Below are 22431 nucleotides of genomic sequence, written 5' to 3' on the forward strand. Positions count from 1 at the left end.
GTTTTTTTTCATAAAAATATAGCTATTACATGCATTTATCCAATACTCAATCACTTATCCTCTTCAACCAGTCATACTTTTAAAACAGCACGTTCCCCAAAAATAACGAGAGGAACAAATAAAAAAAGTTATATTAATAACTACCTCTCACCCTTTTCATCATTTACTACAACAAAAAAGGCGAGCATCGAATTCACCTCGATGCTCGCCTTTTCATTTACACTGCTTTTTCTTTATCCGTTACCGCTGACTTATCCCAACACTCTGTATTCGTTAAACCAGGAATAGAATCTGCACTGAAGACTGGATCTTTCCCTTGTTTCTTTTGCCTTACATAGTCTGCTAATGCTGCATACGCAAATCGGCCAAGAAGTGTAATCGCAATTAAGTTCGTGATTACCATTAGACCCATAAATAAGTCTGCCATATTCCATACAACTTGAAGCGTCGCAACAGAACCGAATAATACCATTCCAACTACCGCAATACGGTAAATTGTTAACCACGTTTTGCTTTGCTTAATGAATTCAATATTTGTTTCACCATAATAGTAGTTTCCTAGAAGTGAACTAAATGCAAATAAGAAAATAATAATCGCTAAGAAACTGCTCGCCCATGGGCCAATTTGTGAACTTAATGCATTTTGTGTTAATTCAATACCTTCTAAATTCGTTGCTTTATACGCACCAGAACATAGTACGATAAATGCTGTTGATGTACACACTAAGAATGTATCTACTAATACTCCAATCGTTTGAATAAAACCTTGTTTTGCTGGATGCGTTACATCAGCTGTTGCTGCCGCGTTCGGCGCACTACCCATACCTGCTTCGTTCGCAAATAATCCGCGCTGAATACCATATTTCATCGCAGCACCGATACCGCCACCTACAGCTGAATCTAAACCGAATGCACCGTTAAAGATTTCCGTAAACACATCTGGTATTAAATAGAAGTTTTTAATGACAACAAAAACCGCTACTGCAATATAAATAAGCGCCATTGGTGGAACAATCATTTCCGACATACGTGCAATACTTTTTACACCACCAAAAATAATAACCCCAACTAATGCAGCTAATACAATACCAACAATATAACGCTCTAAGCCAAATGCATTTTCAAACGCTAATGTTACTGTATTTGCTTGTACTGAGTTGAAAATTAAACCGTAACTAATTGTAATCAGAATAGAGAACCAAATCCCCATCCAACGTTTATTTAAACCTTTTTCCATATAATAAGCAGGACCACCGCGGAAGCCACTGCCATCTTTTATTTTATAAATTTGCGCAAGCGTACTTTCTACGAAACTTGAAGACGCACCGATAATCGCAATAACCCACATCCAAAATACAGCTCCAGGTCCTCCCATAGAAATAGCTAACGCTACACCAGCTAAGTTCCCGATACCAATACGAGCTGCAGAACTCATACAAAATGCTTGGAACGATGATACGCTGCCCTTTTTACGTGTCTTACCAGTTAGTCCATCACCCATTAAACGAATCATTTCCCCTAAATGAGTAAGTTGTACGAATTTTAATTTAATAGAAAAATAAAGCCCTAAACCAATTAACATTGCAATAAGAATATATGACCAAAGAATCGTATTCGTTGACGAAACGAATTGTTCCAAAATATTCATACAATTAACCCCTCCTTTTCTCCATAAATCGAATTATATTCAAAAAATATTCAAAAATCAACATTTTTCGACATCTTACGACTTCCAAATATTAGGTTCCCTTCAATGAATGCGTTGTTCATTTGTGATTTTACTTTTACAAGCTGTGCATACTAAACAAAAAATAATTTCATAAACAACATCATTGACAAAAATACATAACTGTAACTATAATGGTTACATCAGGTTGTAACAAACCTAATTACAATACATTCATTCGCTTTCAGATATACACTTTAACAAAACACTTTGGAGGGATTTATTATGAAAATCGGAATTATCGGAGCAACTGGTAAAGCTGGAAGTCGTATTTTAAAAGAAGCATTAGATCGCGGACATGAAGTAACTGCAATCGTAAGAAATGCTGCAAAAATTACAGAAGAAAACGTAAAAGTTTTAGAGAAAGATGTATTTTCTCTTACATCTAACGACTTGCAAGCATTCGATGTAGTTGTAAATGCATTCGGTGCTCCAGCAGGACAAGAACACCTTCACGTAGATGCAGGAAACGTACTTATTGAAGCTGTGAAAGGTGCACCAAATACAAAATTACTTGTAGTTGGCGGAGCAGGAAGCTTATTTGTAGACGAAGAAAAAACAACACGTGTATTTGATGCACCAGGTTTCCCGGGCGAATACCTTGCAACAGCTCAAAACCAAGGTAAAAACTTAGAAATCTTGCAACAAACAAATGATATCACTTGGACATTCATCAGCCCTTCTGCACTATTCGCATTAGGAAAACGCACTGGTTCTTACAAAGCTGGCAAAGACAATCTTCTTGTTAACTCAAAAGGTGATAGCTACGTAAGTTACGAAGACTTCGCAGTTGCAGCACTTGATGAAATCGAAAATCCAAAACACGTAAACGAACGCTTCACAGTAGTATCTGAAGCTGAATAATAAGAAAAAGCTCGTAAAACATTATGTTTTACGAGCTTTTTCTTATTATTGCACTTGCTCTAATCCATTTTGAGTAATCTTAAAGGATATTTCTTGCCCCTTCATCGCATCCTCTTTTTTAACTAACTCATTCTTTTTGTACCAATTCAAACGACTCGGTTCCGCATGGTATACTTTCAGCACATCTCCATACTCAAATGCCGTTCCATTTACTTGCCCAGCAAAATTCTTTGAAGTCTCTTGTCCTTCTGCCGTTACATGCTTTTTCTCATTTCCATTTTGATCATAAATCGTAAGGCCTATATACTGCTCATTTACAAAGCGATAATGAATCTCCTCATTTGTAAATGTTGCATGTAATTTCTTTTCAGCGTGGTTTAACGTAACAATTGAACGTGTTACATTCGACACACCTTGATATACTATGCTATCTCCATATGTAACTTCCACAGATACTTCTGTCACTTTCTTATTCCCAAAGCGATCTTTCGTTTCTACTTTTGCTTTTTGTTCACCAATTTTTGTTGTATCCGGTTTTTCTACAAATCCGAGTACTTCTCCATCTTTCACTTGAACAAAGTCTTTCGCATCTAATTTTTCAGCGTCCGTTCCGATTACTACTTTTTGCGGGACTGCTGTTACTTCTTGTTGAGCTTCCACTCTCTCGAAACCTTTTTCCGTTAATTTAAAGTACAACTCTTGTTTCCCTTTACCGTTACTTACAAACTCATTTTTTTGATACCACTTCAATCGATCTGATTCTGCATGATATACCTTAATAACATCACCATATGCGAAGTCTACACCATTTAACTGTTCTGCAAAGCTTTTCGAACTCTCTTGCCCTTCTGCCGAAATAACTTTCTTTTCATTTCCATTTTGATCGTATAGCGTGATTCCCATATATTTTTCATTCTCAAAACGATAATGAACTTTAGCATCCGTAAATGTTGCCTGTAGCTTTTTCGTATTATGATCCGCAGTTACGATAGAACGCGTATTATTACCATCACCTTGGAAGACTAAGCTATCGCCATAGATTACTTCCAATGGCACTTCCGTCACTTTCTTATTTCCAAAACGATCTTTCGTTTCTACTTTCACTTTTTGTTCACCGATTTTTGTTGTATCCGGTTTTTCTACAAATCCAACTACTTCTCCATCCTTCACTTGAACAAAGTTTTTTACATCTAATTTTTCAACGTCTGTTCCGATTACTACTTTTTGTGGGACTGCTGTTACTTCTTGTTGCGTTTCCATTCTTTCGAAACCATGCTCTGTTATTTTGAAATATAACTTTTGTTCTGCTTCCCCTTTTCCCTTACCTACAAACTCGTTATTTTGATACCAGTTTAATCGTTCTGATTCTGCATGATACACTTCCACAACATCACCATATGCAAAGTCTATACCATTTAACTGTTCTGCAAAGTTTTTCGAACTCTCTTGCCCTTCTACCGAAATAACTTTCTTTTCATTTCCATTTTGATCATATAGCGTGATTCCCATATACTTTTCATTCTCAAAACGATAATGAACTTTAGAATCCGTAAATGTTGTCTGTAGCTTTTTCGTATTATGATTCACAGTTACGATAGAACGTATCGCATCACCATTGCCCTGGAAGACTATACTATTTTCGTAGCCAACATTCACTAAAACTGGAATTAAATTTTTATTCCCTTTTTCATCTATAATTTCTACTTTTACAGTTTTTTCTCCAATTCCAGGTTTATCTTGTATAATTACACCTGTTACTTTTACACTTTCTCCTAAATTTTGTACAAGTTCGTTTGCTTTTTTCTCATCATATGTAGTACCAACTGCTATATTTTGTATTTTTGTATCATTTGGCTCACCATATGGAACTTCATATAGCTCAGTTTGTTTTTCTCGAATTGGATTACTATCTGTCGATAACCATATTTCTTTTTCTAATTTAGGTAAATTTAATCCCTCTATTTTCTCTCTTGTATCATCATTTGGAGTTAATCCCCATTTTTCAAAGAAAGAAATTAAATTTTGTCCAGCTGCTTTGGACGTCATATAAATAAACATCTGCTTTTTCTCTTCATCAGATTGAGGCATTTCTACATCATGTAACATACGGTACATTTGGTGCAGTTTCGGATAGAATTGATCTCCATAAGCTAAATGCAGCTGCCAAAACATAACTAATTTCTCGAATACCCCCATTTTCTCTTGCGCATCCGGTTTACCTAAATATGCAAATGCATCTTCATAACGCCCTTCTTTTTCTAATCTCGTTTTATGCCCAAATGTAGTTTGAACCGCTAAAGAATAAATATTAACAGTTACCTCTCCAAGCCCATTCCATAACCAAGGATCCTGCTGATGTTGATGACCTAATTCATGCCAAGGGCCCCATCCATTAGCATTTAATTCTTCTACATCTAATACTGGTTTTAAACTCCCTTTTGAATAGGCTGTTCTATACTCCATAGCGTACATATGAGTTTTTGTATACCAATCTTCCACGAAATGAATATAATGTTTGCCCCTATTCGTAGCGCCTACACCATCTTTTGATAAACCTGATATTCTACTTTCTATATTAATGATTTCATCATGTTTCTTTAGTAACTCAGTTGGATCTGCTTGCTTCAAATGTTCCTTCACAGTTTCAGGGTGCATAGTCAATAAACTATTTTCCCCCTTCATCTCTATTGCATAAGGGTTAGGATTCTCTACCAACATACGCTTCCAATCTTCTGTCGTATGTTTCCCTAAAATAAATAAAGGATTTGTACTTCCACCTTTCTCCACTTTAGCAGTTATTTCACCTGAATTATTGTAATTATAAAAGTACAATAACCCACCCTTTGGAGAAGAAATTTTGTTCTCACCAGGATTTAAATTAAATTCGATAGGTCCTCCTAATACATTTTCATTTTCATAAGAATATGTACCAATATAAGCTTTAATTTGCTGATTGCCACCTACTTGAATAACTATTTCTTCACCTGGTTCTGCATAAATACCTGTTGGTTCATATGGAGAAAAACTAAATTGACGTTTATGCAAGTCACGTATCTCTTTCACGTCACCTTTTGGCAACAATTGATACACTCGCTCTTCTTGCTGTTTCTCCATATTTGCAAGTGACATCTCTGCATACACCCTAGGCACTTCAAGACCATATGGTGTTAATAACGTAGCTAAACAAACACCAGCTACTAATACCCTACTCTTTTTCTTCTTTGACATAATCTGTGTCCTCTATTCTTTTTTTAGACAAACCATCCTACATATATCCATTTAATTAAAAATCCTATTATCTTTATAAAAACATTTAATGTACAGACTAAGATCTCTCGCACCTATATCTATTACTACCGCATCCCTTTCCACATATTCACTTTCTTACATTGTAAAGCTTTTATGTATTGTATCCTCCTCACTTCTCTACTTGTGACGAGTTCTCTTTCTACATAAAAAAAGAATAGTAATAGATATTTTTCAGTCTTGTCATCTATACATCTAAAAGCATGAGCGACAATAAAATCTTACATTTTCTTTATATATGACCATCTATAGGTAGTTTTTCCAACTGAATTGTACACGCTTTACACTTTGTTTGATAGCCTCTCTAATTAGAATAATGTTACAATTTTGTGAATAAAATCCGTTGATTGTAACGTTTAGATTTTGTTATATCTTATTATTTTAAAATACTTTTTAAAACGTTGGAATAGTGTTTCACTTGATTAATTATTATCTTGGTATATCTTTGAAGAATCCATAATGAAAAAGCATTGGCACACGCCAATGCTTTTTCATTATCTTTTTTGATTCGGTTTATGTGGCTCATTTGGAGTATACGGTTTATTTGGCGTCTGTGGCCCTTCTGGTTTCTTCCAACTTACCGCTAACTCTGGACTTGTTTTTTCTTCACTACGCTCAAGTAATACTACCGCATTTTGAATTGTCGGTGTACCTTTATGCGCAATCCCTTGTAATTTCGTTAAATTTCCTGACACTTTAAAGCTAAATCCACCAGCTGGTGTTTGTTTCGGAATTAAAATGCGGAACTTCTCTCCTACATTAAATTCTGTTTTTGTTTCGCCTTTTTCATTTGCAAATTTCACGCCCGCTGGTGCACCTGTTGCTTGCACTTTATACGTTCCGCTTTTTGCATTTGTTTCTACCGTATATAAACCTGTTTCAAAGAAATCATTTTTTAATACTGCTTCTTGTTCTTCTGTAGGAGTTACACTCATCGTAATTTCTTGTAGCTCTTCGCTAGCGTTTGCTTTTGCAACGATATCTTTTGTTACTTTCTCTACATTTTTATTTCGGAAATCTAAATCATTAACATCAATTTGTTTTAACGCATTCCATACTGCAAGCTGCGTTGCGTAATGCGCCTCTCTCCAATCAGATACTCCTAATTCTTGTGGGCTCTTTTGTGGATATCCATTCAACAGTACACGGTACACATTAATATCCACTTTACCCATTTCTGGTAAATCTTGACCACTCGGAGATTTTAAATCTACATTTAAGCAAAATGCAATTTTTCCATCTGCCGTTTTAATAAGTTCTGTTCGAATTGGTTTCTTCTTTGACTTACTATAACTCCAATTCATTTCATACTTTGTATGATCCATAACTTCTGCGAATGCTTTTTGAAGTGGGAATAATACAAATAAGACACTTAAAAACATAGCTAAAAGTTTGAACGATTGCTTTATATTCATGTTTACAGCCCCTTAATAACAAACTTAATACTAAGTAGTATTTAATTAGAAAATATTTTTATGCAAAAAAAAAGAGCGCATAATGAAGTGACCCCTAAAAGTTAGACACGGTTATTTCATTAGGCAGCTTGATAAAAGTGAGTCCGGTATTGTACTGGGCTCATTTTTAATTTTGCCTTAATCCGTTTCGTATTATAATAATCTATATATTTTTCTAATTCTATTTTAAAGTGCTCTACATTTTCAAATTCTTTTATGTAGAGGAACTCCGACTTCATAATCCCAAAGAAATTTTCTATTACTGCGTTGTCGTAACAGTTGCCTTTTCGAGACATACTCTGGACGATAGCTCTTGATTCAAGTGTCCGGACGTACTGTCTCATTTGATAATGCCATCCTTGATCCGAATGCATCAGTAGCTGGTGGGTTTCAGGTAAACGTTCCAATGCTTTCTCTAACATGCCTGAAACAAGCGAATACGTCGGTCTAGAACCAATTGTATAGGTAATAATTTCACCATTATACAAATCTAATACAGGTGATACATACAGTTTTTCTCCAAACAATTTAAACTCTGTGATGTCTGTTACCCACTTTTGATTCGGTGCATCTGTATGAAAATTACGCTCTAAAATATTAGGTGCAATTCTACCGACTTTTCCTTTATAGGATTTATATTTCTTCATACGCACAACACACTTTAACCCAAGCTCTTTCATAATGCGCTGAACCTTCTTGTGGTTCACTTTCTGGCCACGATTCGTTAATTCATCACGAATGCGACGGTAACCATAACGACCTTCATTTTCCTCATAAATCGCTTTAATCTCAACTTTCAAATCGGCATCTACATCTGGACGATTCATTTTCTTTACTAAATCATAATACGTGCTTCGAGGAATAGTAGCTAGCTCCACGAGTGCCTTCACCGAATATTTATGCCTTAATTCATAGACTACTTGCGCTTTGTCTTGTTTTGTGATTTTTCCTTGTTTTGAACTAAGGCATTTAACATTTTTAAGTACTCATTTTCCATCTCAAGCTGTTTAATGCGTGCTTCAAGTGCTTCGACTGACCCTTCAGCTAAAGGTTGTTTTAATTGTTTATTTGAATCTTTTTTCATGGATGGACGCCCCTTTTTCTTAGATTGAAGGGCATCAATTCCTTGTGTTTCGAGCTGTTTTTTCCAAACAGAAATCGTTGAAGGGGCAGGAATATTAAAGATAGCTGCCGTCTCAAATAAGGACATACCGTTTTCAATCATAAAGTTTAGTACGTCTAGTTTAAATTGTTGTGTGTAATTTGTACATCGTTTTAGAAAAGCTTCCAGACCATTCTGTTTATATTGGTTTACCCAATTCAAAATGATTGTGTCACTTATACCGAGCGATCTACCCATTTCTCGATAACTTTCATTTCCGTTCAAATAACGTAGAACGATTTGTATTTTTTCATCAGCTGTAAATTTAGCCATAGAAAAACTGCACCTCCAATTGTTAGACTGTGTCTAACAATTGGGGTGCAGTTCAATAAAAGCACTCTTTTTTCTTTTTTACTTTAATCTTAGAAATCGAAGTTATCAGGATCTGGACCAACGCGGTGATTTTGGTTTAACGCATCGATTTTTTCCATGTCTTCTTTTTTTAATTCAAAGTTAAATACATCAGCATTTGCAATAATACGGTGTTCTTTCGTTGATTTTGGAATTGTAATTACTCCGTTTTGAAGATCCCAACGTAAAATAACTTGAGCTGTTGTTTTACCGTGTTTCTCAGCAATCTCTTGTAATGTTTCGTTATCTAATAATTGACCTTGCATTAGTGGTGACCATGCTTCCATTTGAATACCTTGTTCTTTACAGAAAGCTTGTAGTTCTTTTTGTGTTAAACGAGGGTGGTATTCTACTTGGTTAATCATTGGTTTAATTTCTGCATCTTTCATTACATCTTGTAAGTGATGGATTTGGAAGTTACTTACACCAATTGCACGTACGCGCTTTTCTTTATAAAGTGTTTCTAGCGCTCTCCATGTATCTTTATATTTTCCTTCTGAAGGCCAGTGAACAAGATATAAATCTAAATAATCTAGTCCTAATTTTTTTAGACTCTCTTCGTATGCAGCGATTGTTGTTTCATATCCTTGATCTGCGTTCCATACTTTTGAAGTGATGAATAATTCTTCTCTTGAAATACCAGTCGCTTCAATACCTGCACGGATTCCTTCACCTACAGCTTTTTCATTTCCGTAAATTGCAGCTGTATCGATGCTACGGTATCCTGCTTTAATCGCTGATTTTACAGCTTCTACAAGTTCTGGTCCTTCTTCTACTTTAAATACACCTAAACCGAACCAAGGCATTTCTACACCATTATTTAATACTGTTTTACTTTGTAAGTTTTTCATTTTATTTTCTCTCCTTTTATTTTACTTGATCTCTTTTTTCTAATGTCATGCTCCATGCTGTTAAAATCACAGCACCTACTACCATAAGACCGCCTACCCAAGCAGTATGGATTAATCCTAACGAATTCGTTACAAGGCCACCTATATAAGAACCTAAAGCGATTCCTCCGTTAAATGCGGCAATATTAATTGCTGAAGCAACATCAACCGCACCTGGAACAAAGCGCTCTGCCAATATAACTACATATACTTGTAGCCCCGGAACATTCATAAATGCGAATAGTCCCATGAAAATAATTGTGATTAATCCAGCTACTTTAAATGGCGCTGTAAATGTTAAAACAAATAATATAATCGCTTGAATAAGGAACATGTAAAATAGCGCTCGGATCGGATTATGATTCGATAATTTTCCGCCGACCATATTCCCTATCGCAATGGCAATTCCATACACTAATAAAATGATGGTAACGGTACTTGCTTCAAATCCTGTTACTTCTTGTAATAGGGGTGATAAATAAGTAAATGTTACGAATGTACCACCGTATCCAAGTGCAGTAATAATGAAAACAAGTAACAGTCTTCCATTTTTAATTAGTTTAAATTGATCACGAAACGATACAGGTACACCATTTTTTAAATTAGATGGGACCAATATACTGTTTGCGATGAAAGCAATAATTCCAATTACAACAATCGCCATAAATGACGCTCTCCAGCCAAACTCTTGACCGATAAATGTTCCAATTGGCACACCAGTAATAGTCGCAACTGTTAATCCAGTAAACATAATCGCAATTGCGCTAGCACGTTTATTTTCTGGTACGATTGCAGCCGCAATTGTAGATCCTATCGACATAAACACACCGTGTGCAAATGCAGCTACAATCCTTGCGATAATTAATACAGTGAAGCTTGTTGCAACAGCCGCAATGCCATTACCAATAATGAAAATAACCATAATCCACATTAATAATGTCTTTCGCGACATACTAGCCGTTAACGCTGTTAAAACAGGAGCTCCTACTGCCGCTCCTAACGCATATAAGGAAACCGTTAAACCAGCTGTTGTAACCGACACATTTAAATCTTTTGAAATAGATGGTAGTAAACCGACACTAATAAACTCGGTCGTACCAATCCCAAATGCACTAATTGCTAGTGCTAATAAAGCAAACATACTTCTTCGACTCGTCTGAGCTTCCGAAGATGGTACTGTATATGAACTCAATTGAATTCCTCCTTATTACAAGAAATCCAATCATAATAGTGTGATAAAAAGGCCCTTTTATCTTCTAAAAAATATATTTCATACTTACAAATGCTATTATGAATGGTTTCATTCCTTTTTTGAAGAACGCACTTTAAAGTACGATAGGCACTAAAAAGTAACATAGTCACTTTTCGGTACCGTACTACTCATTTGCCTCTTACATGTGCTATTATGAAACATATTTAACATAATAAAAAGTACGTACTTTAAAGTGCTATAGGTACTAAAAAGTAACATTTGTATTATTAAACTTACTTTACTCAAAAAGGGAGGGCTTCATATGAAGAAATACAATATTCCTGTAGAGGCGACTTTAGAAGTTATCGGCGGCAAATGGAAAGTTGTTATTCTTTGTCACTTAACGAAAGGTACAAAGAGAACGAGTGAATTAAAACGCTCAATGCCTGGTATTACACAAAAAATGTTAACGCAGCAATTACGTGAATTAGAAGACGACGGTGTTATTCAAAGAAAAGTATACAACCAAGTCCCACCGAAAGTAGAATATTCTCTTACCGACTACGGTTGGTCTTTAGAATCCATTCTTGATTCTCTTTGTTCTTGGGGTGAATGCCATCTTGAAAAAGAAGGTAACACATCGATGCTAATTGCGGAAGGTGAATAATAGGAAAAAGGAAAAAACGAACATGAATTTGTTCGTTTTTTCCTTTTTTTCTATATATATATGTACATTTCTAACTGAAACAAAATATTTTATACGCTTTCATACCTTGTCAGTACTACGTTATACACTCAATATCAAATAATTAGGAATCATTTTTATGTTAACATAGGTGTATATAGTATATAATATAGGATATATATTATATACACTTTCCGGTAACGGAGCTTTTCCATTATGCGGACAAGCCATATATCGGACAGTTCATAAATAATAAGTAAGACGTTATGGTTTTAGATTTATGTTTGCAGCTTACTTGCTGTCATAAATTTAAAGGCATTTTATTGTGTTTTGTGAAACTTTGCATAAAGTTTCGTAAACGTTTACTATCTTACTTATAAAAAATAAGAGTATTGCTATCGTAAAGGAGAATTGGAGATGCCAGAAACTATGACTCAAACAAAGCCAGAACAAGAAACTGTACAAATTTCTGCTAGCCAAGGACAACTTGATGTACTTGATCAGTTGTTAAAACCTGAGGTACAAGAATCATTAACAACACTAGTAGAACAGCTTCCAAAATTAACTGAGCTTGTTAACATTTTAACTAAGTCTTATGACTTCGCTCAAACTGTTGCTACTGATGAAGTATTAAAAAGCGACACTGTTGGTGCAATTACAGAGCTTGTAGAACCTGTAAAAGATACAGTGAAAAGCATGGCTGCAACTGCAATCGAAGCGAAAGATCGTGCTGACGAAAGCAACGAAGTTATCGGCCTATTCGGTCTGTTAAAATTACTAAAAGATCCACAAGCACAAAAAATGTTCCGCTTTGTGAACGCATATCTTCAAATTAGTGCAGAACGTAACAATAAATAATTTAACTTATAACAACAATTAGTAAAGACGGGGGATATCATACTATGTCAAAACAAATTGTCATCTTAGGCGCTGGTTATGGCGGTCTTCTTGCCGCTTTAAACGTACGTAAATATTACAGCAAATCAGAAGCACAAGTTACAGTGATTAACCAATACCCAACACACCAAATCATCACTGAATTACACCGCCTTGCAGCTGGTAACGTGTCTGAGCAAGCAATTGCAATGCCACTTACAAAGCTTTTCAAAGGTAAAGATATCGATCTTAAAATTGCAACAGTTGAGTCATTCTCAGTTGATAGCAAAGAAATCAAACTAGCTGGCGGCACTACTTTATCTTACGATGCACTTGTAGTTGCTTTAGGAAGTAAAACTGCTTACTTCGGTATTCCAGGACTAGAAGAAAACAGCATGGTATTAAAATCTGCTGCTGATGCAAACAAAATCTACAAACACGTTGAAGACCGTATTCGTGAATACGCGAAAACGAAAAACGAAGCTGATGCTACAATCGTAATCGGTGGTGGCGGATTAACTGGCGTTGAGCTAGTTGGTGAGCTTGCTGACATTATGCCTAAACTTGCAAAAAGCCACGGCGTAAATCCAAAAGAAGTTAAACTTCTTCTTGTTGAAGCAGGTCCAAAAATCCTTCCAGTATTACCAGACCACTTAATCGAACGTGCAACTACTAGCCTAGAAGCACGCGGCGTTACATTCTTAACTGGTCTTCCTGTAACAAACGTTGCTGGCAATGAAATCGACTTAAAAGACGGTCAAAAACTTGTTGCTAACACATTCGTTTGGACAGGTGGCGTTCAAGGTAACCCATTAATCGGTGAATCAGGTCTTGAAGTTAACCGTGGACGTGCAACAGTTGATGCATACCTACAATCTACTTCTCACAAAGACGTATTCGTTGCTGGAGACAGCGCTGTTGTCTTCTCTCCAGACGGTCGTCCATACCCACCAACTGCACAAATCGCTTGGCAAATGGGTGAGTTAATTGGATACAACTTATACGCAGCACTAGAAGGCAAAGCATTCGAAGAGTTCGCACCTGTAAACTCTGGAACACTTGCTAGTCTAGGACGTAAAGATGCTGTTGCTACAATCGGAGCAAGCAATACTCCACTTAAAGGTCTACCAGCATCATTAATGAAAGAAGCAAGTAACGTTCGTTACTTATCACACATTAAAGGTCTATTCAGCTTAGCTTACTAATCTGAATATAAGCCCGAATCATGCCCTGCATGGTTCGGGCTATTTTTTATCCGTAATTTTCTCTAATTTATTTATTCGGCAAAAGAATAATATAACCCTTTTAATTATCTAAATTTACTGATTATTTTATGTCTAAATTGTGTATATGAAAAGAGTGAAAGCATCTTCTTTCCTTCCACTCTTCCACAAAAACTATTATCCCAATTTCACTAAGCTATAGTTCTTCTTTCCTTTACGGATAATAATAAATCTTCCATCAAACGAGTTTTCTACAGTAACATCTATACCCACATCTGTTACTTTCTCGCCATTCATAGATATAGCTCCATTATTAATATCCTCACGCGCTTGTCGTCTAGATGGTTCAATTCCTAAATCAACTAGCCACTCTACAATATTTTTCGTCTCTTTTGAAGACTGGAATGTCGGCATCTCTTTAAAGCCTTGTTCAATTTCATCAGCTGTTAACGATTTAATATCTCCGCTAAATAACGCTGCTGTAATTTTCTCAGCTTGTAATAACGCCTCTTCTCCATGAACGAATTTCGTCATTTCTTCTGCTAATACTTTTTGCGCTTCACGTTTATGAGGCTCTGTTTCTACCTTCGCTGCTAATTCATCAATACGCTCTTTCGTTAAGAACGTAAAGTATTTCAAGTATTTAATTACGTCACGGTCATCTGTATTTACCCAGAACTGGTAAAATTCAAACGGTGTCGTTTTTTCGGGATCAAGCCAAACCGCACCACCTGCTGATTTACCAAACTTTGTACCGTCCGATTTTAATAATAACGGAATCGTTAATCCGAATACTTTCGCCTCATGACCTTCTAACTTACGAATTAAATCTAAACCACTCGTAATATTTCCCCATTGGTCACTACCACCAATTTGAAGTTGAGCATCCTCTTTCGTGTATAAATGATGGAAATCCATTGCTTGCAAAATTTGGTACGTGAATTCCGTGAAAGAAATACCTGTATCCAAACGGCTTGCTACAATATCCTTCGCTAACATGCTATTGATGCTAAAGTTTTTCCCGTAATCACGTAAAAACTCAATAATATTTATTTCATGTGTCCAATCATAGTTATTTACCATCTTCACTTCGCTATTTCCACCAAAATCAAATAGCTTTTTCATTTGTGCTGTTAACGCATCTACATTATGTTGAACCACTTCTAACGTTTGAAGTTGACGCTCTGATTGTCGTCCACTCGGATCACCAATTGTTCCTGTTGCCCCGCCAATTAAAATAACAGGATGATGACCAGCTAATTGGAATCTCTTCATCATCATAAACGGAATCAAATGTCCGATATGCATACTATCACCAGTCGGATCAACTCCGCAGTATAGTGAAATCTTTTTCTCTTCTACTAGCTTACGTAAGCCTTCTTCGTCAGTCTGCTGATTAACGGCGCCGCGCCATTCTAATTCATCAATAATATTCATCTTTTGTCATCCCCTTTATTTTTTAAAAACAAAAAAGCCCCTATGTCTACGATAGACATAGGGACGATTATTCACCGTGTTACCACCCAGTTTGCATAAATAGCATAGCTACTCATACCACTCTTAGCAATAATATCGATTGCTAGTCCGCTTAGCATTACCTAAGATACTCCAGAGTGTAATTCGCAAGTTTGTTTGTGCTAGGTTCCAGCAACCCCTAGCTCTCTCGTTAACAGTGACAAACTGCTACTGGGCTCTTTCAACGTATGTTATTTGTTAAATTATTAGCATTATATTGAATTGAAAACAAATTGTCAACAATATCCAAATATTATTTTAAAATAATTCATATCTTCATACGTATTTCGTTATTCCTTATCTTCTCCAATAATCCTTACTTCTCGCTCTAACTTCACGCCAAATTTCTCTTCAACTGTCTTTTGTACGAAGTGAATTAAATCGATGTAATCTTGTGCTGTTCCGTTATCAACATTCACCATAAATCCAGCGTGTTTTAAAGAAACTTCCACTCCACCAATTCGCTTACCTTGTAGTCCTGAGTCTTGAATTAACTTACCAGCAAAGTTATTTGGTGGACGCTTAAATACGCTACCACACGAAGGATATTCTAGAGGCTGTTTTGACTCACGTTTAAACGTTAAATCATCCATTTTAGCTTTAATTTCTTCATGTACACCTTCTTCAAGTTCAAATCTCGCTTCAAGAATAATGTAATGGTTGTTCGCAAATACACTCTTACGATATCCAAATTCAAATGCTTCTTTCGTCAAAGTACGTAGCTCTCCATCACCTGTCATTACGACAGCTTCTGTTAATACAAACGAAATTTCACCGCCGTATGCACCTGCATTCATATATAACGCTCCGCCAACTGAACCTGGAATACCACAAGCAAACTCAAGACCCGTTAAGTTATGGTCTAAAGCAATACGTGATACGTCAATAATTGCTGCACCACACTGTGCTACAATCGTCGTTCCTGTTACAGTAACACCTGTAATATGAATTAAACTTACTGTAATCCCGCGAATTCCACCATCTTTAATAATGACATTCGATCCATTTCCTAAAAACGTAACTGGAATATTATATTCGTTCGCATATTTGATAACTTCTTGAATTTCATCATAATTTGTAGGCGCAACAAAAACATCTGCTTTTCCACCAACTTTAATATGCGTATGATTCTTTAACATTTCATCTTGTTTAACATGTCCTTCAGGCAATACCGTACTTAAATATTTATAAACCTCTTGCATATTCATTTTACGATTCCTCTATTTCTATATTCATTTTATCCCGTTATACGGGCCCATAATATCCCCACGTACATGAAAGAACCTAAAGTGGTGGATACAGTGTACCCAAAATCAATTCGAGACACCTATAAACCTCTTAATTTATAAGAGGTGCCACTCATATTAAAATATATATTGCATAATAAAGCAACCCAAATGGACTACTAAACTTGACATGTCATCAGAAAGACAACAATTTGTAAAATATGTGACTTTTTCAAAACACTATCCCTCAGTATCTTACTATACCATACAAAAAGAAAGTGGTATTTTTTTGTACTTTTTACTTTATTTACATCAATAAAAAAAGCACATCCGACAGAATGTGCTCTTTCTATACTCTTTATATTACTTTTCGTTCTCTTCTTTTTCTTTATCAAACCATAACAGCTCATCGTTATCAACTTCACCATTATAATTGATTAAAATTTCTTCTCCTGCTTTTATATCCTTATAAGCAAAGAAGTTAAACGTATGGTTCTCGAAGACAATATCATACGTTGCATTCGGTTTATATGAATGATTAAATAACATACCGTATCCTAAAAGGATTGCCGTATGATTGATCCCATACTCAAATGCGTAGTCAGCAAGTAACGTTTTCTCAATATGTTCATGCTGTTCATTCGGATAAGAGATAACTGGTGCTGCGTGTATCAACTCACCCTTTTTAATATCACGAGTTGCAAATACACCTCTATTAAATTCTCCATCACTAAGTTCAGAAGTCTTAACTTCGATCATATGCGTCACCTATATAATTCTTTCTTTGAAGTATTTTATTCCGCTATTTGCGGATAGCTTGATTAGTGAGGGCTAATAATCAGTATGTACTAGTCTCACTTTATCTCCTTAAGCTTGGCAGAAAACGCGCAGAAAAGCAATTAAATTCCTATCAAGTATTCATTTCAATGAAAAAAGAGCACATCATTTGTGCTCTTTCCAAACAATATTACTTTTCTAAAATATCTTCTAACAACTTCACTTGCTCGCTAACAGTTTGTAACGTCTTCACTGACGTATCATTTCGATATTTTTCTTCTTCCACACTCGCTAGCACTTCTTCTGTAGCTGTAGAAGTTTGCTGAATTACGTTAGAAGCATACGTAACATCCTTTACGATATTCGTCGTTTTAACGTGGAAACTTTCTTGATGAACAACAACCTCTCGCATTACTTCATTAATCGTATCAATAAACTTCCCTAAATCAGTTACGTTTGTTAAAACGCTTGCTAACATCTCGTTACATTCTTCTTGTACTCTTTCTGACTTCTCTACCTGCACTTCTACCTTACTTGCTTGATTACTAAACTCCTTCAAAATCCCTTGAATTCTTCCCGCAGAACGATTTGATTCTTCAGCAAGCTTTAACACTTCACTCGCTACAATAGCAAAACCTTTTCCATGCTCGCCTGCCCTCGCAGCTTCAATATTTGCATTTAAAGCTAGCAAACTCGTCTGACTTGAAATATTCGTTATTACATCTACAATTTCATTAATTTGTTTCGATTGCATCATTAAATCTCTAAATATAATTCCAGACTGTGAAACAACATCATTTAAACTTCTCATGTTAGTTTCAAAATTTCTTAGAGTATGTACACTACCTTTTGAAATTTCTAAGCTTTCATCCACACGAGCCGATGCAGTTCTTACTTGAGAGATGATTTGTTCAATATTTCCCTCCATATCATTCAATACTTCTACCGAACGATACATCATCTCTGATTGTGATTGCGTACCAACTGCCACCTCTTCAAAGGCAAAATTAATTTCACTCATCGATTCCATCGACGTGTTCATATTTTGTCTTAAATGATTGAAATTACTATCTAGTTTCACAACTGTTTCTTCAATAAGTCTTTGCGTCTCTTCTAACTCCTGAGCTTTTCTCATTACTTCTTGCTTCTCATCACTTAAACGAAGGAGCAGATTAGAACCGATTTTCGTGACGCCCCACATAGCGATTGTTACAATCGCTAACAAACTTGCAAAATTAGCAGCTTCAGACGAGGCTGTATAAGCAAAAAATTGCTCCGGCCAATAGCTACAAAGGATAAATGTGATCACAACAGCTACCCCGCCAAGAATTAAAATGAGGCGCTCACTTAAGTAAATAAGTGAAACAGCTAATGTAAAATAGACCATTTGAAATACAGCCGGGCTTTCATTAAAAGCTTGTACCATAATGTAAGACATTGTAAGCAACATAAATGTCATGATATATTTATATGCTGATTCCATACTTTTTATAAAAGTAAAAAGCGTTCCAAATACAACGACAGAAATACCACAAATCCAAAACGCTATTGCTCTCTCTGTAAAAATATATCCATAATACCCAATCGCGATTATCCCAAGGAAGAAACTACAAATCGTTATAAACAGTAATAAATGATTTTTCTGTGATTCTTTCTCAAGGTTAGAAAAACAAGTCCTCTTTAACCACTCCATATGAAGCCCCACCTTCTACTTATACATATCAATTACTTCAGTTTAAATACCGCACTTACTGGGTTATGATCGCTATTTTCAAACTTTAAATCTTTCCCTTGTACATTTACAATCTCTACATTCGGTGAAACGATAAAGCCATCAATAATAGTGACGAAATTTTCACCTTCTACATATTTCTTTACATCATCTCTCACAGTCATAACAGACGGATCTACAGCCCACTTAAAGCCACCGTCCGTAAAGTCCTTCGGTAACTCTACTAACCACTCAGGACGCTCTTTCACGAACTTCGGATCACTTAATTGAGCGTTTGAAACTAATTGATTCCAATCTCCGCCCATTATTACGTAATCACCATTTTCATAATGCTTGTTCATATATTCTTTTAAGTACTCTACTTGCTGTTTTCTAATTTTCCCGCCTTCATCATAAGCAGACAAATGTAAATTTACGAGTCTAACATGTTTCCCATTATTAACAGGAATTTTATATTCCACAATTGCTCGATCTAAATCAAACAAACGCTTTGGCCAAGGCTCCATTCCAGGAAGCTGGAACCTCTTCGCTTCTTGAACAGTGTATTTAGAAAACGTACTTAATCCAGCCTCCGCATAGCCCATTGGATTTGTTATTGGCACTGGAACCCATTTCGTATCGTAGTTCTTGCCAAATGATGAAACATAATCAGGTAATCCTTTTTTCAAAAATTCATGTTCATTTACATCAAATGAACGAAGTGACTTTATATCAACTTCTTGTAATAGCGCAAAATCACTATTCTCATTTTGTAAAAACGAAAGCATATTCTTTAAATTAGTTTCCGTTTGCTCTTTACTACTTGAACCAGATCCCTTTCCACCATCCATAAAGAAATCTTGATCCTTATCTAACCCAGCATATCCAATATTAAATGTTGTAACTTTAAATTCATTTCCAGTCGCTAATACGCGCTCCTTATTATTCTCCACCTTCAAGCTTGTAACATCAGCAGGCTGTTCTTTAGTAAGTGTCATATACGCTAGAAATCCTCCTACAATGCCCGCTACTACTAAAACACATATAAATACGATTTTAAAAAATTTCTTCAAATAAATGACTCCTTTTCACGTGAATTTATTTTTCTTTATTTTCAGTCAAATGAAATAAAACGACACACATAAGAAACATTTTATCATAATTAAAACCTTATATCACTATATTTAGTTGATAAGTAATCGATCCCATTTTAATTACTTAAAAAGCCTTCAGACATCAAAAAAAGAAACGTTACACCCACCTCCTCACTGGAAATTAAACGGTATATTTAGTACACTATATGTAATAATCATAGGCGATGGAGTTCGCCATAAACGCTGCTTAGCTAATGACTCCTACCAGTATGGATACTGGTAGGAGTCTATTTTTTTGAGCAAGCTATTTAAAGAGGTGAGAAAATTGATTTATATTATCGTTGGCATTGCTGGTATATTAGGAGCTCTTTCTCGTTATTATTTAGGTCTTAATATCAACACATTTTGGCATCATTCATTTCCATTGGCAACATTACTCATTAACTTAATCGGTTGCTTTTTCTTAGCGTGGCTAACTACTTATATCGCTCGGCTAAACATCTTACCTTCAGAGGTTATCACAGGCATCGGAACTGGATTCATCGGTTCCTTTACGACTTTTTCAACATTTAGTGTAGAAACTGTGCAATTGATCAATCATTCTGAGTGGAGCATAGCCTTCTTATATGTATCATGCAGCATACTTGGTGGCCTCATTATGTCTGGCCTTGGCTATACACTTGGAGATTTCTTAATTAAGAAATCTCTTACGGAAGGTGATTACTCATGATAGAAGCTTTATTAGTCGCAACAGGAGGATTTTTCGGTGCGATTACACGATTTGCAATTAGCAATTGGTTTAAGAAAAGAAATAAAACACAATTTCCAATTGCTACATTCCTTATTAATATAACAGGGGCGTTTTTACTTGGATATATAATTGGCAACGGAGTCACTACAGGCTGGCAACTATTATTAGGTACTGGATTTATGGGCGCATTCACTACATTTTCTACGTTTAAATTAGAATCTGTTCAGCTTCTCAATCGTAAAAAACTATACATCTTCCTTTTATATTTAAGTGCTACTTACATAATTGGTATCCTCTTCGCATTCCTTGGGATGAAGCTAGGTGGAATATAAAATGAAACTTTAATCAGGCCGCCCATAGCGGGATAAAAAAAGAAAGCGACTCTAACCAGTCGCTTTCTTTCATAAGAAATATGTCCCGCCATATGGAATGGAAAATAAACCAGCTGGATGTACATCGTAATGTACAATTTGCATCGGAAACTGTGAATACGGCATATACTGACTTTGCATCATTTGTGCAAAATATGCTTGTTGTTGCATTTGAATAGCTTGATTCATAGCATGAATTGTCCCCTGTGCCCCAGCCAGTGTAATAGCTGCTCCTACTTGTCTTCCATTATAAAAATGATGATTCATCATGATTCATCTCACTTATTCTTTTTCTTCCATATGGTATGTTTCTATTTCATAGTGAGTGTTTTGTCCCTATTGATAGCCCCTATCTATTGCCCTTTTTCAGCTTTGAAGTAATAAATCCAAATAATAATACACCAATACCACTAAGGAACAATACATAACTTATCGGTACTAGGAAAAAGAAAGGTTCTTCAAGGAATCCATCCGCTCCTACTTTACTGTTTGAAGCATGTATAGTTAAAGAAATAATCGCTAAAATCATGAAAGAAATAGCTACTACGTATTTATTTTTCATCATATGCTCTCCTTTAATTCTCACTGATCTTATTACCATCATAATACGCCCGGAATTATTAAAAATCAACAATTATTTATCGTTTTACAATAAAAAATGTTTTTTCACATCACAAAAAAGCTACAGATAATATTTTATCTATAGCTCTTCCAATCGGTTATTTTGTGCCAAAGTATGCCTTTTGGAACATACACATTCTTATTGCATTATGATAGTTACCATCAACGAAAAACTCATCGATAAGCTCACCTTCTATCATAAACCCAACTTTTTTATAAACATGTACTGCTTTTTCATTTTCCTTATCTACAACTAAATAAATCTTATGCATATTTAGTACGGAAAAAGCGTAATCCATTGCTAAACGCGTCGCATCCACTGCATAACCATATCCTTGATAATTCGGATCAATAATAATTTGGAATTCTGTTCTACGGTGAATATAATCGATTTCTACTAACTCAACTAATCCAACCATTTCATTGTCTTTCTCAACGATAAATCGGCGTTCACTTTGATCATGTATATGTTTATCATATAAGTCTTGCAGCTCCACAAATGCCTCATAAGGCTCTTCAAACCAATAAGACATAATATGTGCATTATTATTAAGTTCGTGTACAAACTTTAAATCTTCTCGCTCTAATGGACGTAACTTCAATTCCTGATTCATTCCTATAACCTCCAAGTAAAAG

20 protein-coding genes, 1 riboswitch and 1 other annotated feature are annotated in these 22431 nt (G+C 35.6%); of the genes, 6 read left to right on the forward strand and 14 right to left on the reverse strand.

The genetic code is table 11. The annotated features are described in order from the left end of the window. Nucleotides 1-217: 217 nt before the first annotated feature. Complete coding sequence (locus QCI81_RS12265; protein ID WP_353810761.1) at nucleotides 218-1648, reverse strand: alanine/glycine:cation symporter family protein; 1431 nt, start codon at nucleotides 1646-1648, stop codon at nucleotides 218-220. A gap of 303 nt (nucleotides 1649-1951) precedes the next feature. Here QCI81_RS12265 and QCI81_RS12270 point away from each other — a divergent pair, with 303 nt between their 5' ends. After that, nucleotides 1952-2590: an NAD(P)-dependent oxidoreductase gene (locus tag QCI81_RS12270; protein WP_353810762.1), complete on the forward strand. Its 639-nt coding sequence runs from the start codon at nucleotides 1952-1954 to the stop codon at nucleotides 2588-2590. 45 nt (nucleotides 2591-2635) lie between these two features. Here the strand turns inward: QCI81_RS12270 and QCI81_RS12275 are convergent, their stop codons facing one another. The 5 genes from QCI81_RS12275 to QCI81_RS12295 all read right to left on the reverse strand — a co-directional run bounded on the left by QCI81_RS12275 (nucleotide 2636) and on the right by QCI81_RS12295 (nucleotide 10894). Further along, on the reverse strand, nucleotides 2636-5818 hold the full coding sequence (locus tag QCI81_RS12275) for a putative mucin/carbohydrate-binding domain-containing protein (RefSeq protein ID WP_353810763.1): 3183 nt from the start codon (nucleotides 5816-5818) through the stop codon (nucleotides 2636-2638). A 572-nt stretch (nucleotides 5819-6390) separates the two neighbouring features. Beyond that, entirely contained in the window at nucleotides 6391-7311 is a 921-nt protein-coding gene (locus tag QCI81_RS12280; protein ID WP_001022535.1) for a thioester domain-containing protein, read from the reverse strand. A 119-nt stretch (nucleotides 7312-7430) separates the two neighbouring features. Beyond that, a protein-coding gene (locus QCI81_RS12285; RefSeq protein WP_353810764.1) for an IS3 family transposase occupies nucleotides 7431-8785 on the reverse strand; the annotation gives its coding sequence in 2 pieces (ribosomal slippage) (nucleotides 7431-8326 and nucleotides 8326-8785; 1356 coding nt in all). Between the two features lie 89 nt (nucleotides 8786-8874). Continuing rightward, nucleotides 8875-9714, reverse strand: a complete 840-nt coding sequence (locus tag QCI81_RS12290; RefSeq protein ID WP_353810765.1) for an aldo/keto reductase — start codon at nucleotides 9712-9714, stop codon at nucleotides 8875-8877. Between the two features lie 16 nt (nucleotides 9715-9730). Next, nucleotides 9731-10894: an MFS transporter gene (locus QCI81_RS12295; RefSeq protein ID WP_353810941.1), complete on the reverse strand. Its 1164-nt coding sequence runs from the start codon at nucleotides 10892-10894 to the stop codon at nucleotides 9731-9733. A gap of 373 nt (nucleotides 10895-11267) precedes the next feature. Between QCI81_RS12295 and QCI81_RS12300 the strand changes: the two genes are divergently transcribed. From QCI81_RS12300 to QCI81_RS12310, 3 genes are all read left to right on the forward strand, one after another. Beyond that, nucleotides 11268-11612 (forward strand): winged helix-turn-helix transcriptional regulator, encoded by a 345-nt coding sequence (locus QCI81_RS12300; protein ID WP_000760481.1) that lies wholly within the window; start codon nucleotides 11268-11270, stop codon nucleotides 11610-11612. A 435-nt stretch (nucleotides 11613-12047) separates the two neighbouring features. Then, nucleotides 12048-12488 carry a DUF1641 domain-containing protein gene (locus QCI81_RS12305; RefSeq protein ID WP_001115309.1) on the forward strand — a complete coding sequence of 147 codons (441 nt, stop codon included), beginning with the start codon at nucleotides 12048-12050 and terminating at the stop codon, nucleotides 12486-12488. Nucleotides 12489-12532: 44 nt separating this feature from the next. After that, the gene (locus QCI81_RS12310; protein WP_000043199.1) at nucleotides 12533-13711 is read left to right on the forward strand and encodes an NAD(P)/FAD-dependent oxidoreductase; all 1179 of its coding nucleotides are present in this window, start codon (nucleotides 12533-12535) and stop codon (nucleotides 13709-13711) included. A gap of 195 nt (nucleotides 13712-13906) precedes the next feature. Here QCI81_RS12310 and tyrS read toward each other — a convergent pair whose 3' ends face one another. The 5 genes from tyrS to QCI81_RS12335 form a co-directional block, all read right to left on the reverse strand. Further along, nucleotides 13907-15166 (reverse strand): tyrosine--tRNA ligase, encoded by a 1260-nt coding sequence (gene tyrS, locus QCI81_RS12315; RefSeq protein WP_353810766.1) that lies wholly within the window; start codon nucleotides 15164-15166, stop codon nucleotides 13907-13909. Between the two features lie 56 nt (nucleotides 15167-15222). After that, nucleotides 15223-15438: a binding site (T-box leader), on the reverse strand. A gap of 96 nt (nucleotides 15439-15534) precedes the next feature. Then, nucleotides 15535-16452 (reverse strand): UDP-N-acetylmuramate dehydrogenase, encoded by a 918-nt coding sequence (murB, locus tag QCI81_RS12320; protein WP_001057102.1) that lies wholly within the window; start codon nucleotides 16450-16452, stop codon nucleotides 15535-15537. A 381-nt stretch (nucleotides 16453-16833) separates the two neighbouring features. Continuing rightward, complete coding sequence (locus QCI81_RS12325) at nucleotides 16834-17229, reverse strand: SET domain-containing protein (protein WP_000573647.1); 396 nt, start codon at nucleotides 17227-17229, stop codon at nucleotides 16834-16836. A 208-nt stretch (nucleotides 17230-17437) separates the two neighbouring features. After that, complete coding sequence (locus QCI81_RS12330) at nucleotides 17438-18940, reverse strand: DUF4077 domain-containing protein (protein WP_353810767.1); 1503 nt, start codon at nucleotides 18938-18940, stop codon at nucleotides 17438-17440. A 32-nt stretch (nucleotides 18941-18972) separates the two neighbouring features. Next, a complete protein-coding gene (locus QCI81_RS12335; RefSeq protein WP_000713106.1) occupies nucleotides 18973-20031 on the reverse strand; it encodes an endonuclease/exonuclease/phosphatase family protein in 1059 nt (352 codons plus the stop codon). A gap of 232 nt (nucleotides 20032-20263) precedes the next feature. Beyond that, a riboswitch (Fluoride riboswitch) is annotated at nucleotides 20264-20323 on the forward strand. Nucleotides 20324-20377: 54 nt separating this feature from the next. Here QCI81_RS12335 and crcB (QCI81_RS12340) point away from each other — a divergent pair. Both crcB (QCI81_RS12340) and crcB (QCI81_RS12345) read left to right on the forward strand, forming a co-directional pair. After that, nucleotides 20378-20782: a fluoride efflux transporter CrcB gene (gene crcB, locus QCI81_RS12340; protein ID WP_000639312.1), complete on the forward strand. Its 405-nt coding sequence runs from the start codon at nucleotides 20378-20380 to the stop codon at nucleotides 20780-20782. Further along, nucleotides 20779-21135 carry a fluoride efflux transporter CrcB gene (gene crcB / locus QCI81_RS12345; RefSeq protein ID WP_000568581.1) on the forward strand — a complete coding sequence of 119 codons (357 nt, stop codon included), beginning with the start codon at nucleotides 20779-20781 and terminating at the stop codon, nucleotides 21133-21135. Before crcB (QCI81_RS12340) ends, crcB (QCI81_RS12345) begins: the two co-directional genes overlap by 4 nt. Before the next feature lie 69 nt (nucleotides 21136-21204). Here crcB (QCI81_RS12345) and QCI81_RS12350 read toward each other — a convergent pair whose 3' ends face one another. The 3 genes from QCI81_RS12350 to speG all read right to left on the reverse strand — a co-directional run bounded on the left by QCI81_RS12350 (nucleotide 21205) and on the right by speG (nucleotide 22409). Beyond that, complete coding sequence (locus tag QCI81_RS12350) at nucleotides 21205-21444, reverse strand: DUF3947 family protein (RefSeq protein WP_023523378.1); 240 nt, start codon at nucleotides 21442-21444, stop codon at nucleotides 21205-21207. 79 nt (nucleotides 21445-21523) lie between these two features. Further along, nucleotides 21524-21775 carry a DUF3955 domain-containing protein gene (locus tag QCI81_RS12355; protein WP_146632288.1) on the reverse strand — a complete coding sequence of 84 codons (252 nt, stop codon included), beginning with the start codon at nucleotides 21773-21775 and terminating at the stop codon, nucleotides 21524-21526. A gap of 118 nt (nucleotides 21776-21893) precedes the next feature. Then, nucleotides 21894-22409: a spermidine N1-acetyltransferase gene (speG, locus tag QCI81_RS12360; RefSeq protein ID WP_001071090.1), complete on the reverse strand. Its 516-nt coding sequence runs from the start codon at nucleotides 22407-22409 to the stop codon at nucleotides 21894-21896. Nucleotides 22410-22431: the final 22 nt, after the last annotated feature.

This window comes from Bacillus cereus group sp. MG20, from assembly GCF_040459885.1.
Lineage (GTDB): Bacteria > Bacillota > Bacilli > Bacillales > Bacillaceae_G > Bacillus_A > Bacillus_A cereus.

Coding starts and splice junctions, on each gene's coding strand:
- QCI81_RS12265 (WP_353810761.1), bottom strand. CDS start 1,648: ATGAATATTTTGGAACAATTCGTTTCGTCAACGAATACGATTCTTTGG.
- QCI81_RS12305 (WP_001115309.1), top strand. CDS start 12,048: ATGCCAGAAACTATGACTCAAACAAAGCCAGAACAAGAAACTGTACAA.
- tyrS (WP_353810766.1), bottom strand. CDS start 15,166: ATGAATATTATTGATGAATTAGAATGGCGCGGCGCCGTTAATCAGCAG.
- crcB (WP_000568581.1), top strand. CDS start 20,779: ATGATAGAAGCTTTATTAGTCGCAACAGGAGGATTTTTCGGTGCGATT.
- QCI81_RS12290 (WP_353810765.1), bottom strand. CDS start 9,714: ATGAAAAACTTACAAAGTAAAACAGTATTAAATAATGGTGTAGAAATG.
- QCI81_RS12295 (WP_353810941.1), bottom strand. CDS start 10,894: ATGTTTGCTTTATTAGCACTAGCAATTAGTGCATTTGGGATTGGTACG.
- QCI81_RS12300 (WP_000760481.1), top strand. CDS start 11,268: ATGAAGAAATACAATATTCCTGTAGAGGCGACTTTAGAAGTTATCGGC.
- QCI81_RS12270 (WP_353810762.1), top strand. CDS start 1,952: ATGAAAATCGGAATTATCGGAGCAACTGGTAAAGCTGGAAGTCGTATT.
- QCI81_RS12275 (WP_353810763.1), bottom strand. CDS start 5,818: ATGTCAAAGAAGAAAAAGAGTAGGGTATTAGTAGCTGGTGTTTGTTTA.
- QCI81_RS12280 (WP_001022535.1), bottom strand. CDS start 7,311: ATGAATATAAAGCAATCGTTCAAACTTTTAGCTATGTTTTTAAGTGTC.
- QCI81_RS12325 (WP_000573647.1), bottom strand. CDS start 17,229: ATGATCGAAGTTAAGACTTCTGAACTTAGTGATGGAGAATTTAATAGA.
- QCI81_RS12310 (WP_000043199.1), top strand. CDS start 12,533: ATGTCAAAACAAATTGTCATCTTAGGCGCTGGTTATGGCGGTCTTCTT.
- QCI81_RS12350 (WP_023523378.1), bottom strand. CDS start 21,444: ATGATGAATCATCATTTTTATAATGGAAGACAAGTAGGAGCAGCTATT.
- speG (WP_001071090.1), bottom strand. CDS start 22,409: ATGAATCAGGAATTGAAGTTACGTCCATTAGAGCGAGAAGATTTAAAG.
- QCI81_RS12330 (WP_353810767.1), bottom strand. CDS start 18,940: ATGGAGTGGTTAAAGAGGACTTGTTTTTCTAACCTTGAGAAAGAATCA.
- QCI81_RS12355 (WP_146632288.1), bottom strand. CDS start 21,775: ATGGTAATAAGATCAGTGAGAATTAAAGGAGAGCATATGATGAAAAAT.
- murB (WP_001057102.1), bottom strand. CDS start 16,452: ATGAATATGCAAGAGGTTTATAAATATTTAAGTACGGTATTGCCTGAA.